Below are 14,666 nucleotides of genomic sequence, written 5' to 3' on the forward strand. Positions count from 1 at the left end.
ATACATATTCTCGATTTTAATATAAATTATTTTTAACAAAATCATAATAGTATCTTATTGTTAAGATAGTAATTCCTATACAAATTGCTATGTCTGCCACATTAAAAGTTGGCCAATGCCAACTTTTAATGTGGACATCAATAAAATCAACTACTGTTCCGTATAATATCCGATCCAATAAATTTCCTAAAGCCCCTCCAATAACCATAGAGTAAGATATACTATAACATTTAGGGCATTCAATCAATTTGTATAAGGCTACGATAAATACTACAATTACTAATGTTATTATCCATACAAATATCCAACGATAATATAAATTAGCATTAGTAAATAACCCAAAAGCTAATCCTGGATTACAAACATAATAACAATTAATCCCAGGTAATATTGATAATACTTCACCAATCCAAAAATGAGTCTTTACCCAATATTTTGTTCCTATGTCTAATAACATTATTAATATAGATAACCATAACCATTTTAAATTTTTATAATTATATTTTTTATTCATTAAAAAAACCTACGTTTTTCCCCTGGTCCAACTATGTTGTTAATACAACGCGCGCAAATATTTGAATAATTTTTGTATTGATCGATATCTAATCTATAATGCCAACAACGCAAACACTTCTTACCCTTAGCTTTTTCTAAAAAAATTTTCAATCCGGGCATTCCCGCTTGTGCATATTGAGTAACATTAACTCCATTGCTATAATCTGAAACTATAGCTGACGATGTTATTAATCCAAAAGAAAGTTCATTTCCTAAAATACGTAATGTATTTGCCAGTTCTGGAGTAGCATACAAAACTACACTGGCATCTAAGGATCCACCAATAATGCCATTAAGACGAGTTTGTTCAACTATTTTATTTACTTCATTTCTAACATTTAAAAAAGTATTCCAATCCTCACTATTCATAATTTGTTTTGAACTTATACTAAATAAGCCATTATACCATTCTTCAGTAAATACATATTTTGATCTATTTCCTGGAATATACCTCCAAATTTCATCAGCAGTAAAAGATAAAACTGGAGCAATCCAACGCACCATAGATTCAAGAATATGATACAATGCAGTCTGACAGCTACGACGTTCTTTACTATTTTTTTTTGTGGTATATTGTCGATCTTTAATAACATCCAAATAAAACGAACCCATTTCTACTGAACAAAACTGCATAATCCGTTGTATTACATTATGAAAATTATATTTATTGTAATCTGATATTACTTCTAACTGTACAGATAAAGCGCGATCCATTGCCCAACAATCCAATTCAATCATATTTTCTGGATGTACAGAATCTTGTTCTGGATCAAAATCACTAATATTGGCTAAAAAAAACCGAGCAGTATTCCGAATACGTCGATACACATCAGTTGTATGCTTTAAAATAGCATTTGAAATTGCCATTTCTTTAGAATAATCAGAAGAAGCTATCCATAATCGTAAGATATCTGCTCCGAAATCTTTTATTATTTCCTGAGGGCTAATGACATTACCAAGAGATTTAGACATCTTACGCCCCTGAGCATCTACAGTAAATCCATGAGTCAATACTTCTCTATAAGGTGCTTTACCTGTAATTGCAGTTGATATAATTAAAGACGACATAAACCAACCTCGATATTGATCTGAACCTTCTAAATATAAATCTGGTGACTGCTTTCGATATTCTAATCTTTCTGGTATCACTGAATAATGAGTAGAACCAGAGTCAAACCATACATCCAGCGTATCTAACACTTTTTCATACTGATCTGCTTCTTCATTGCCTATGATATCTTCAGTTTTTAAATCCCACCACGCCTGTATTCCGTATTGTTCTACATGTTGGGCAATTACTTCCATTAATTCAATCGTGCGCGGATGTAAAATTGAAGTTTTTTTATGAATGAAAAGAGGTATTGGCACACCCCAAACACGTTGTCTTGAAAGACACCAATCAGGTCTATTAACAATCATTGTTTCAATACTATATTCTCCTTTATTTGGAATCCAATCTACTTGGTGTATTGTTTGCAACAATTTATTTCTTAAATTATATTTATCCATACTTAAAAACCACTGTGCAGTAGCTCTGAAAATGACTGGAACTGCATGACGCCAACAATATGGATAATTATGTTTATAGTTACGATTTACGTGTAATAAAGAACCTGATTGATTTAATAAGTTTATTATTATGTCATTGGATTGAAATACTTGTACGCCATCTAACATAGGGTGCACATTAGATACATAATGACCTGTTTCATTTATTATATCAACAATTTTAAAATTATATTTTCGAGCTATAATATAATCATCAACGCCATGATTTGGAGCGATATGTACTACTCCTGTTCCAGAATCTAGTGCTACATGACCGCTCAAGACAACAGGAACATCGAACGACATAAACGGATGCCGAAATTTTAACGATTCTAAGGCATTACCTGAAGTTTCACCTAAAATTTTCCAAGAAAAACATTGTATGCGTTGCATCACAACATTCACTAAATTAGCTGCAATAATTATATATTTATTATTATTTACCGCAATTAATTGATAGCTGTAATCTGGATGTACAGAAATAGCTTGATTAGCAGGTAATGTCCAAGGAGTAGTAGTCCAAATTACTAATTCAATAATACGTTGACATAAATCAATATTGAATATTTGAGAAATACGAGTATTATCTACTGCAAAAAAAGTAACATCAATAGCCGTAGAACAATGATTATTATATTCCACTTCTGATTCAGCTAATACAGAACAACATTGAAAACACCAATGTACAGGTTTTGTTCCTTTATAGAAATAACCATTAGATATAACTTTGCTTAAGGTGCGAATAATATTTGCTTCAGTCTTAAAATCCATTGTCAAATAAGGTCGTGACCAATCTCCTAAGACACCTAATCTTACGAAATCTTTTTTTTGTATTTCTATTTGATCTAAAACATAATTACGACAGATACTTCGAAATTCATTTGGATCAACATTAATTCCTAGTTGCCCTATTAATCGTTCTACTTGTAGTTCGATAGGTAACCCATGACAATCCCAACCGGGAATATAAGGAGCATTATACCCCATTAAGGTTTTATATTTCAGAATAATATCTTTAAGTACTTTATTTACTGCATGACCTAAATGAATACTGCCGTTTACATAAGGTGGGCCATCATGTAGTATGAATAATTTTTTTTTACTTTTTTTATGACGAATTGCTTCGTATAAATTATCTTTATACCAACGCTCTAAGATAGTAGGCTCACATACAGGTAAATTAGCACGCATTGGAAATAATGTGTATGGTAAATTCAAAGTATTTTTATAGTTAATCATTTATAAATTATTCCGTTTTTATAAATTTTGTTGATATTATTAATTTTATTAAAATAACTACGTACTTTTATTATATCGCTTTTAATTTGACGCTGTAATGTTTTCACGGAACTGAAATATTGTTCATCACGTATTTTAGCTAAAAAAACTACTTTAACGTGATAAGTATATAAATTTGTAGATACATTTAACAAATGTACTTCTAACTTTTGTTGATTTTTTCCAGTAACTGACGGGCAAATTCCCACATTGGCTATACCCGGTAATGGATGATTAGAAATACCATACACTTCCACTGCGTATACACCATGCATTGGTAATCGTTTGCCCTGTAATGATACGTTAGCTGTAGGAAACCCAATCCTACGACCTAATTCATCTCCGTGCACTACACGGCCAGAAATACAATAAGAATGTCCAAGTAATAATTCAGCATCCAATATTCTATTTTCTACTAAAGCAACACGTATCGCAGTACTACTTATTCTTCGATTGTTTTCATCAAAATAAGTGGCGATGCGTATTACTTTAAAACCTTCATTTTTACCGATTTTTTTCAATAAAATAAAATCCCCTTTTCTAAAAGCACCAAACTTAAAATCATCTCCGATATAAACAAACCGAACGTCTAATTTAGATATTAATATATTTTTAATAAAATTGTACGCTTCAATAGCAGCAAATTTTTTGTTAAAAGTAATACATAGAATAACATCTACTCCTGCTGTATATAAATAATTCACTTTATCTCTCAATCTAGTTAATCGTATTGCTATTATATTAGATAGATATTCTTTAGGTTGTGGCTCGAAGATCATAACCACAACAGGTAATTTCAAAATGTTTCGTTTTTTTTGTAACTTTTCAAGTAATGCCTGATGCCCACGATGAAATCCATCAAAATTACCGATAGTAAGTATGCAACCTTTATGACGGGATTTTATATTATGTAATCCTCTAACAAATTCCATGTTAAATTCAAATAAATTCTTAAAAGATATTGATATTTATTCATATATTTTTAAAAGTATTAACTTATTTTATAAAATAAATTCAAAAATCATACAAATAATATAATTATTAAAATAAATTTATAAAAACATTTATAACCGTAATGATAATCATATTGAAAATATATAAATAACAATTGTAATTTATAATATAAAAATATAACATAAGGTATATGTGTAATTAAAATTTTAATATTTTAAGGGGTACTTCATATTGGCTAACACTAAATCAGCTAGAAAATCTCTTATAAAATCACAACAACAACGCAAGTGTAATGCAAGCCGGAGATCCATGTTGCGTACCTTTATAAAAAAGGTATATGCAGCAATTGAGATTAAAGATAAGACAGCTGCAATGACTGCATTTGTTTTTATGCAGAAAATAATAGATCATCAGGCTTGTAAAGGTTTAATGCATAAAAATAAAGCCGCTAGATGTAAATCTAGAGCATATGCGCGTATCAAATCCATGGAGTGTTGACTGCACAGTAAAAGGGAAAATAATAACATTTAAAAATCAATAATATTGAAACATCACTGTAAGCAATTAATGAGTAAGATCATCGAAGAATTTTTTTACACCATCAAAAAAACTTTTAGATCTAGGACTGTTTCGGTTTCCATGAGGTCCCTCAAAACTATCTGACAAATCTTGAAGTAATCGTTTTTGTGTATCATTTAACTTCACCGGAGTTTCTACCACTACTCTACATAACAAATCACCATTACCACCGCTTCGAACTGATTTTACTCCTTTTCCTCTCATACGAAATAGTTTTCCAGTTTGGGTTTCAGGAGGAATTTTTAATTTTACCCTCCCATCTAAGGTTGGCACCTCAATTTCTCCTCCCAAGGCTGCCATAGAAAAACTAATTGGTACTTCACAATAAAGATTTTTTTCTTCTCTATCAAAAATGGGATGTTTTCTAATTTGAACTTGAACGTATAAATCTCCTGAAGGTGCACCATTTTTGCCAGATTCGCCTTCACCTGATAAACGTATACGATCTCCTGTGTTTACACCAGCTGGAATTTTAACAGATAGAGTCTTAGATCGTTCTACTCGTCCATTTCCACGACATTTATTACAAACTTCTTTAATAATTTTACCATGTCCATGGCATGTGGGACAAGATTGCTGTACAGAAAAAAAACCTTGGCGTATTTGAATTTGCCCTTGACCATGACATGTCATGCAAGTAACTATCGCTGAATTTGATCTCGCGCCACTTCCACGACATTTCTCACACGTCGATAAAGTTGGTATGCATATTTCTTTAATAATCCCACGAACTGCATCCTCTAAACTCAACTCTATATTATAACGCAAGTCCGATCCTCTGCCTGCACGATTCCTTCTATTTCCTCCAAATATATCTCCGAACACATCACCAAAAATATCGCTAAAATCTGCTCCTCCTGAATTTGCTGTTGCCCCCATACTTCCTGATTCAAACGCTGCATGACCATACTGATCATAAGCTGCACGTTTTTCTGCATTACTTAATACTTCATATGCTTCTTTAATTTCTTTAAATTTTGTTTCAGCTGCGGTATTCCCTTGATTACGATCTGGATGAAATTTCATTGCCAGGCGTTTATAGGACTTTTTGATTTCACGCTCATCCGCATTTTTGGAAATGCCCAAAATCTCATAATAGTCTGATTTAGCCATGGTTTTCTTTATGTCCCTTTGTATACCTATTAATTTAGTAATACATTTATAGATTCAACATTTTTTCATTTATAATTTTAATAATTACTCTTCTCCTGCTCTAAATTTATTTTTTAAAAAATATTATTTTTTGTTCTTTACTTCTTCAAATTCTGCATCTACTACTTCTCCATTTGGATCAGAAGTACTATTAGAAGACTGAGACTTAGATTGTTCTTGATGTTTTTGACTGGCTTCCAATAATTTTCCAGAAACTTTAATTAAAGATTGAATTTTAGATTCAATTTCATTTTTGTCTTCGTTTTTTATAACTGATTCCAATTCTTTTAATGCGTCTTCTATAGCAGATTTATCATCTGATGATATATTATCGCCAACTTCCGTTAATTGTTTTTTAGTGCTATGTAGCAAATGATCAGCTTGATTTCGAATTTGCACCAACTCTTCAAATTTACGATCTGATTCAGCATTAGCCTCTGCTTCTTGAACCATTTTATTAATTTCTTCTTCATTTAAACCAGAAGAAGCTTTAATAGTAATTTTTTGTTCACGTCCACTATTCTTATCTTTAGCAGATACATGTAAAATACCATCAGCATCAATATCAAAAGTCACTTCAATCTGAGGTATACCACGCATCGCCGCTGCTATTCCATCTAGATTAAATTGTCCCAACGATTTATTATCACTTGCTCTCTTTCTTTCTCCTTGTAAGACATGAATAGTGACAGCAGATTGATTATCTTCAGCGGTAGAGAAAATCTGACTATGTTTAGTAGGAATAGTAGTATTTTTAGCGATTAATGAAGTCATAACTCCCCCCATTGTTTCAATCCCTAAAGATAATGGGGTCACATCCAACAACAACACGTCTTTTACATCTCCAGACAATACTCCTCCCTGCACTGCCGCTCCGATAGCAACAGCTTCATCAGGATTGACATCTCTGCGTGGCTCTTTTTGGAAAAATTCAGATACTTTTGCTTGAACAAGAGGCATGCGAGTCTGCCCACCTACTAGAATAACATCATTTATATTGGACACAGACAAGTTAGCATCTTTGAGCGCTACTTTCAGCGGCTCCATAGTACGATTAACTAAATCTTCTACTAAGGATTCTAATTTAGCACGAGTTACTCTAATATTCATATGCTTCGGTCCAGTATTATCTGCTGTAATATATGGTAAATTCACATCAGTTTGATGCGAAGCAGATAATTCTATTTTTGCTTTCTCTGCTGCTTCTTTCAGTCGTTGCATTGCTAAAGGATCATTATACAAATTAATACGTTGATCTTTTTTAAACTCATCTGCTAAATAATTTATTAAAAGGCTATCAAAATCTTCTCCCCCTAAATGAGTATCTCCATTAGTAGACAGCACTTCAAAAGTTTTTTCTCCATCAACATCATCAATTTCAATAATTGAAATATCAAAAGTTCCCCCTCCTAAATCATATACTGCAATTGTGCGATTCCCTCTAGTTTCTTTATCTAAACCATAAGCTAATGCTGCAGCAGTCGGTTCATTTATAATTCTTTTAACCTCTAAACCAGCAATACGTCCAGAATCTTTAGTAGCTTGACGTTGAGCATCATTAAAATAAGCCGGAACCGTAATAACTGCTTCAGAAATTTGTTCTCCAAGATAATCTTCTGCGGTCTTCTTCATCTTTTTTAAAATTTCAGCGGAAACCTGAGGAGGCGCCATCTTTTGACCTTTAACATCTAACCAAGCATCTCCGTTATCAGCAGAAATTATTTTATACGGCATGATATTCACATCACGCTGCACTTCTGTATCTTGGAACCGACGACCAATCAATCGCTTAATAGCAAATAAAGTATTTTTAGGATTAGTAACAGACTGCCGCTTAGCTGGTTGACCAACTAAAATCTCTCCATCTTGTGTATAAGCAATAATAGAAGGAGTTGTACGATCACCTTCACTATTTTCTAATACACGAGGTTTATTTCCTTCAATAATTGCAACACAAGAATTGGTTGTCCCCAAATCTATGCCAATAATTTTTCCCATCTATACATCTCCACTGAAAATCAATTTAACCACACCATGCACCTGATATGCGGTCAAAACTGTACTTTTCAACCTTAAAAAAAATTTGTTTTCAAAACTTTTCAAAAAACATTATATGAATTTAAGATAATTAATTATTTTGTAAAAATCACTAATAAAATTATAAAATATCCATATATAGCAAACGGATTATTCATATAATTATTTAATTTTATTCATCACTACTCTTTACAAAACATCATCTTGTTATACATCTGTATCAATATTCATATTGATACAGATGTATAAATATGTTTATATATATTCTATATAATTATTTATAATCTTATTAAATGCATTAATGAACGCAAAAATATAAAAAATACTAGATTTTAATATAACACATATATGTTTGTAGTATATACATAATATTTTAAGACATTATTCTTAAAATTAGGTTACGTAACGAAGAAAAACATTTGGATATTTCATACGATAAAATAGGTAATTTCATACGCTCTTTTAATACAACTGGTAATATTACTTGTATCTTTTTTTTCAAAAAATCCTCTACTAACTCTTTAAATTTAACAGGATGAGCAGTACCAAGACATATACCAAATTCATCAGAATGTAATTTATCGCATAGTGATCGATATGCTACAGCGGTATGAGGTTCGGAAAGATATCCTAAATCTGCAATTTCTTGGACTGTTTTCTCGGTGAGAAAATCATTAACACAACCATATTCCAAATCTTTAATAGATTTATTTTCTCGACGAAATAATTCTTCTATTCTAGACCAATTACTTGGAGAGCTTACATCCATAGCATTAGAAAACGTTGAAACAGTAGGACGAGGTTCCCAATAACCATATTCTAAAAATCTAGGCACAGTATCATTAATATTAGTAGCAGCAATAAACTTCTTCACTGGTAATCCACAAGATTGAGCTAATAATCCTGCTGTTAAATTTCCAAAATTACCGCTAGGAACTGCAATAACTAGTTTATTACGCATGTGATGCGGTAATTGTGATACCCCTTCAAAATAGTAACAAATTTGAGCTAATAATCGACCAATGTTAATGGAATTCGCAGAATTTAAATCTAATTTTTGTCGCAGTACGCTGTCATCAAAAGCTTGCTTAACTAAACGTTGACATGAATCAAAATCTCCGTTTACTGATATTGTAGAAACATTGCCTCCTAAAGTGCAAAATAATTTTTCTTGTAATGCACTAATCTTACCTCTAGGGTAAAGAATTATAACATGTATATTACTTAAATTAAAAAAAGCATGGGCTACAGCAGCACCTGTATCTCCAGAAGTAGCAGTCAGAATAACCATCGGTTTATCAAAACGATGGTTAGTCTGATTTAACATCTGCGCCATTAATCGACTTCCAAAATCTTTAAAAGCCAAAGTTGGGCCGTGAAAAAGTTCTAAAACTGCAACATTATTATTTATACACACTAATGGGACTGGAAAATTAAAAGCATTTTTAACACAAGTTAATATACTATTTTTTGATAATTCAGAGCCAATATATGTAGATAAAATATGCGTACTACGTTCTATAAAACTCATTTCTAAGAGAGAATTTATTTCAAATATAGAGAATTTTGGAAGATCTTCTGGGAAAAATAACCCCTGATTTTTTCCTAATCCTTGCAAGAGAGCTTGAGTAAACGTGACTTGTTCACTATGTTGATTAATATTATATAGTTTCATTCATTATTCACCATAATACGCGCTCCAAGATTATCTAAAGAACAAATTCGAACAAAACCTGAATTATTTTGTAAATAAAAACGTGATAACCAATTAGAAATATCTTCTATTACATCATGATTATTACATAATACAAAAACTGTAGGACCAGATCCTGAAATACCACAAGATATAGCACCTCTTTTCATAACACTATGACGTATGCAAGATAATTCAATCGGAAACAATCGTGATCGATAAGGTTCTGCAATGATGTCCTTCATACATCTAATTGCTAAATATTCTTGTTTAGTATGACAAGCATGTACAAATCCGGATAAATTTTGACTATGATTAATACAATCTTCACGATCATATTTATTTGGTAATACTGATCGAGATACTGCTGTAGACATTTTAATACCTGGATACGCTACAATCCACAACCAATCATCAAAGCTAGGTATTATCTGGTTAACAATATTACAATTCTGCAATATTAAACGCGTACCTCCTAAAAAACAAGGAGACACATTATCAAAATGAATTGAACCAGAAATTTTACCTTCCATTTCCCCCATTAGCATGAGCAATTGATCTGTATTAAGTGGACATCCACAATGATAATTCATTGCGACCAATACAGCTACTATGGAACAAGCGCTAGAACCCAAACCAGAAGAAACAGGAATATTTTTTTCCAATTTAATACTCAAAAAATATGTTTGTCCTAAAATTTCACAAAATCTTCTCCAACATTGGAATACGATATTTTCTTCTAATTGTATTGGTAATTGACTATGAAAAAATCCTGTACTTCTTAAACTAAATGCATTAGCATTTTCAACACTAATGCAATCTCCAAGTAAGCTACCATTTATTGGAGCAATTGCCATACCTAAAGTATCAAACCCCACTCCAATATTAGCGATAGACGCTGGCGCATAAACTCTGACCATATCTACACACATCCTTACTTTTATTATGATAAAGTGCGTAATAAATCTGCAAATACTCCGGCTGCTGTAACATCATTACCTGCACCATAACCACGTAATACCAATGGTAATGGTTGATAATACCGAGTAAAAAATGCAAGAGCATTTTCTCCATCTTTTACTTTAAATAATGGATGATTATTATTTATAGATTCGATTTGCACGCGACACTGTCCTTCCTGTATATTCCCAACATAACGCAATACATGTCCTGATTTATACGCCCTTTGAGCTTTATCAGAAATAATGTCATCTAGTAAAGACAATTTTTTAAAAAAACTATCCGTATCATTTTTACTTATAAAATTATGTGGTATTACTGGATCGACTTGAATATCATTCAATTCTAATTCATATCCAACTTCTCGTGCTAAAATTAATAATTTTCTAGCTACGTCTATACCAGAAAGATCATCTCTAGGATCTGGTTCAGTATAGCCTTTCTTCTGAGCTAATAAAGTTGCAGCAGATAATGATAATCCTTCATCTAATTTTCCAAAAATAAATGATAAAGATCCAGATAAAATACCTGAAAAACTGATTAATTCATCTCCAGCATTTAACAAATTTTGCAAATTTTCTATAACTGGTAATCCAGCTCCGACATTAGTATCATATAAAAATTTCCTTCGTGATTTTATCACAATATCCCTAAGTCTTCTATATTGCTCCATAGATCCGGTGTTAGCTTTTTTATTTGGTGTAATCACATGACAACCATTTAACAGAAAATCCACATAATAATTAACTACATCAATACTACTAGTGCAATCAACAACAACTGGATTTAATAAATGATTTTCTTGTATAATTTCCATTAATTTTTTTAAATTACAAGATTCATGAGTTTTCTTTAGAGATGATTCCCAGTTATTTAAATCAATCCCATTTATGTCGATACACATCATTCGAGAATTAATAATACCACATACTCGTAGGTCGATATGTTTATTTTTTAACCAATGTCTCTGACGTCGAATTTGTTCTATTAAAGCAGTACCAACGCCTCCAGATCCAATAATAAATACTTCTATTAATTGATCAGTACTAAATAACATTTGATGAGCTACTCTAATTCCAATAGCAGTAACATTGTTTTTTATCACCACCGAAATAGAACGCTCTGAAGATCCTTGAGCAATTGCAATAATATTAATATTAGCGCGAGCTAATGCTTCGAACAATTTGTTAGACAAACCAAGTTGAGTACGCATGCCATCGCCCACAACTGAAATAATTGCGAGATCTCGTATCGCATCTATTGGCTCCAAAAGTCCATTTTTTAATTCTAAATTAAATTCTTCATTTAATGCAGTGCAAGCTTTTGATAACTCTTGATAAGGCACGCAAAAACTTATACTATACTCAGAAGATGATTGAGTGATTAACACTACTGAACATATGGCCTTAGACATTGCAGAAAACACACGAGCGGCCATTCCAATCATTCCTTTCATTCCTGGTCCAGAAATATTTAACATTACCATATCATTTAAATATGTAATTCCTTTAACTATATTAGTCGTATCATTATTAATTGATCCAATTAATGTTCCAGGAGCATTAGGTTTGAAAACATTTTTTATTAAACAAGGTATGTGAAATTGAGCAATCGGCACAATAGTGCGTGGATGTAAAATTTTAGCTCCAAAATAAGAAAGTTCCATAGCCTCTTGATAAGATAATGAATTTAATAATTTTGCATTAGGTACTTGATGCGGATCACACGTATAAATACCATCTACATCTGTCCAAATTTCACAACGACTAGCACCTAAACAAGCCGCTAAAATCGCAGCTGAATAATCAGAACCATTTCGACCTAAAGCAACTAATTCACCCTGCTCATTTCCCGCAGTAAATCCAGCCATTAACATAATATCCAAATGAGAAATAGGTATATTTTTAATACGCCGCGTAGATTCTTCAATATTTACCATAGAGGTCAGATATTCTCTGCCTTGTGCTACAAGGTTATCCACTGGATTAATAACAGTTATTTGGAGATTCCTCGCATTTAAAAGCCCTTCCATTAAAATAATGGACAACTTTTCCCCCAAACAAATAATATTAGCATTTATATTATCTGGACAAAATTTTAACAATGAAATTCCATGTAGTAAATTTTTTAAATGAATAAACTCTTGTTCTAATATAAGACGCAAAGTTATATGATTAAATCCTGGTTGAGTCTGTGCTATATCTTCTAACAAAGTATTAAAAATAGTTTCTATATTGTGAATATGTTCGAATACAGAACTACCATTTAACGTGCGATCAATAACTGATACTAGATAATTAGTAATCATTGCAGGTGCCGATAACACCGCTGCTATTTGTTCTTCTTGAGCGTTTTTTTCAAGAATATTGGCGACATGGATAAACTGATTTGCATTAGAAAGTGCAGTGCCACCAAATTTCAATACTCGCATATTTTATCTCCTAAATATGACTCTAATATCCTGAATTTCATTAATACAAATAAACAGCAAAGATCACATAATGTTTATCCATATTATTACTATGTTTTATTAGATAAATAATTATAATAAATAGTTAAAAATTAGCACAAACACACATTATATCTAATTATATCATTATATTAATTAATGTAGTACTATCTACAATAAAAACTTTTTAAAAACAATCAATTATTATTTAAGTATATAAAAGTTTTACTAATGTAGTAATATCTGTTTTGACAAAAATTATCAAAATGTATATTTACCTGCATATACGCAAATATTTTTATATATACATACAATTAATTAAAAATAGATCATCTATTTATAATAGAACGGTTTCAGTAATATTAATGTATTTATATACTTAAATATTCTTATATTTGCACATAAAATACACCAATTTATTTTAATGAAAATAGCAATAAAAAATAAAATTACTCATTCTCAATGAGATATTTACATTCTATAAAAAGATATTCTTACATTTTTTGATATAAAAATATTTGATTTTGAAAAAAATCAAATATTAAAGGTAGGATTAAATAGATTAATTAAAATAATATATTTTATAATTCACGTTTAACGTCGTGTGATTTGTTGAACCACATTTAACATAAATTTTTTATTGGAAATAATTCTTGACGTTTTTAGTAAAAATCACGCATATAGTTTACATTCATATTATAAATACTCTAGCAATTAATAATTATTGTTAATTTTAAAATTAATATAATTCAATAGAATCAGGACATAAATGCTATTTATCTAATAAATTTTTATTTACATTACGTCAAATTATCAATATGTTGTAAGATAAATTGTGTGCATGTAATTTTAAAAAATTAAAAAAATCAAGATAATATCACTGTATTATTTTTAATATATTTTTTTTATTACCGATAAATATTGATTAAATAATTTAAGTATTTAGTCTAATACCACTAATTTGTCGCCATAAATCACGCTTTGCGTGAATATCACATTTTAATATTGGCAAAGATGGAGTGATTAGACATATACCGTTCAAATTATTTAATACTTTAGTACCAATCCACCAACAATAACAAGAAAATTCTGATGGAATAATTAAAATTTTAATTTGGTTAGTAGTCAACGCGTATACTTCTCTAGGATTAATCTGCATAGCACGTATAACATCTTTAACAAAAGGATCATCTAATGATATCGGAAAATCCGATGATATTAATACTAAACGAAGACATGGCCATAACTTAATCGGATTTATGTTGTCTAAAACTACAGGATATCGTAACTTCCAAAGCGTAATACCTAATTCCTGAAAAATAAACGCATGTGGTTTATTTCTATTATTAGTAAGCATAATCATTCATATTTAACATATTATTATTTAGTAAATGATAATATCAATAATTTATTCTGACAATAATGTTTATATATTTAACATATATACTAAAAAATAATTAA

General features: G+C 30.7%; 10 protein-coding genes. 1 reads left to right on the top strand and 9 read right to left on the bottom strand.

The genetic code is table 11. The features are described from left to right. Positions 1-16: 16 nt before the first annotated feature. Genes lspA through ribF form a run of 3 tightly spaced genes read right to left on the bottom strand, consistent with a single transcriptional unit; the run spans position 17 to position 4,313 of the window. A complete protein-coding gene (gene lspA, locus M9396_RS01850; protein ID WP_250241928.1) occupies positions 17-514 on the bottom strand; it encodes a signal peptidase II in 498 nt (165 codons plus the stop codon). Beyond that, positions 514-3,342 carry an isoleucine--tRNA ligase gene (gene ileS / locus M9396_RS01855; RefSeq protein WP_250256514.1) on the bottom strand — a complete coding sequence of 943 codons (2,829 nt, stop codon included), beginning with the start codon at positions 3,340-3,342 and terminating at the stop codon, positions 514-516. Before ileS ends, lspA begins: the two co-directional genes overlap by 1 nt. Further along, complete coding sequence (ribF, locus tag M9396_RS01860) at positions 3,339-4,313, bottom strand: bifunctional riboflavin kinase/FAD synthetase (RefSeq protein ID WP_250241922.1); 975 nt, start codon at positions 4,311-4,313, stop codon at positions 3,339-3,341. The genes ileS and ribF overlap by 4 nt, the downstream gene beginning before the upstream one ends. 253 nt (positions 4,314-4,566) lie before the next feature. Here ribF and rpsT point away from each other — a divergent pair, with 253 nt between their 5' ends. Beyond that, positions 4,567-4,833, top strand: coding sequence for a 30S ribosomal protein S20 (rpsT, locus tag M9396_RS01865; RefSeq protein ID WP_250256515.1), 267 nt, complete (start codon positions 4,567-4,569; stop codon positions 4,831-4,833). Positions 4,834-4,899: 66 nt separating this feature from the next. Here rpsT and dnaJ read toward each other — a convergent pair whose 3' ends face one another. The 6 genes from dnaJ to M9396_RS01895 all read right to left on the bottom strand — a co-directional run bounded on the left by dnaJ (position 4,900) and on the right by M9396_RS01895 (position 14,562). Further along, positions 4,900-6,027 (bottom strand): molecular chaperone DnaJ, encoded by a 1,128-nt coding sequence (gene dnaJ, locus M9396_RS01870; RefSeq protein WP_250256516.1) that lies wholly within the window; start codon positions 6,025-6,027, stop codon positions 4,900-4,902. 123 nt (positions 6,028-6,150) lie between these two features. Further along, positions 6,151-8,064 carry a molecular chaperone DnaK gene (dnaK, locus tag M9396_RS01875; RefSeq protein ID WP_250256517.1) on the bottom strand — a complete coding sequence of 638 codons (1,914 nt, stop codon included), beginning with the start codon at positions 8,062-8,064 and terminating at the stop codon, positions 6,151-6,153. Positions 8,065-8,476: 412 nt separating this feature from the next. After that, a complete protein-coding gene (gene thrC, locus M9396_RS01880; protein ID WP_250256518.1) occupies positions 8,477-9,778 on the bottom strand; it encodes a threonine synthase in 1,302 nt (433 codons plus the stop codon). Then, positions 9,775-10,716, bottom strand: a complete 942-nt coding sequence (thrB, locus tag M9396_RS01885) for a homoserine kinase (protein ID WP_250256519.1) — start codon at positions 10,714-10,716, stop codon at positions 9,775-9,777. The genes thrC and thrB overlap by 4 nt, the downstream gene beginning before the upstream one ends. A gap of 23 nt (positions 10,717-10,739) precedes the next feature. Beyond that, positions 10,740-13,187: a bifunctional aspartate kinase/homoserine dehydrogenase I gene (thrA, locus tag M9396_RS01890; RefSeq protein ID WP_250256520.1), complete on the bottom strand. Its 2,448-nt coding sequence runs from the start codon at positions 13,185-13,187 to the stop codon at positions 10,740-10,742. A 952-nt stretch (positions 13,188-14,139) separates the two neighbouring features. Beyond that, entirely contained in the window at positions 14,140-14,562 is a 423-nt protein-coding gene (locus M9396_RS01895) for a DNA polymerase III subunit psi (RefSeq protein WP_250256521.1), read from the bottom strand. Positions 14,563-14,666: the final 104 nt, after the last annotated feature.

Source organism: Blochmannia endosymbiont of Camponotus modoc, from assembly GCF_023585785.1.
Classification (GTDB): domain Bacteria; phylum Pseudomonadota; class Gammaproteobacteria; order Enterobacterales; family Enterobacteriaceae; genus Blochmanniella.